Here is a 346-nt window from a genome sequence, read left to right as displayed (position 1 = left end):
TCCAGCTCAGCGAAGAGACATCCTGGCCTGTCAGCGCGCCGTTTATGGCGATATCGCTGCCGGCCACTCCGGTCACGCCGTTGCCGTATTCATCCGTCAGCGTCACCTTCAGCACCGTGCTGTCACCCACCTTCAGGGAACTTTTGCTCGCCTCCAGGGTGACGCCCTTCACGCTGTCGCGCCCGGCACGAGGATTCACCGTGACGCTGTCCGTCGCGTCAAGGCCTCTATTTCTGGCCGACGCCGTCAGCGTGTGTACGCCCACCTTCGTCAGCGGCAGCGTCACCGCATATTCTCCCGCCGTTCCGGTCGCGCTGAACGTTGTCCCGCTCAGGGTCTCCACGCT

General features: G+C 63.9%; 1 protein-coding gene. It reads right to left on the bottom strand.

All coding sequences use genetic code 11. The features are described 5' to 3' along the window. Window positions 1-346, bottom strand: a 346-nt coding sequence (locus GJV78_RS23255; RefSeq protein ID WP_167519729.1) for a hypothetical protein, incomplete at both ends; no start/stop codon positions are given.

The sequence above is a fragment of the Intestinirhabdus alba genome (genome assembly GCF_009711095.1).
Classification (GTDB): Bacteria; Pseudomonadota; Gammaproteobacteria; order Enterobacterales; family Enterobacteriaceae; genus Intestinirhabdus; species Intestinirhabdus alba.
This window is presented reverse-complemented; position numbering and strand designations above follow the sequence as displayed.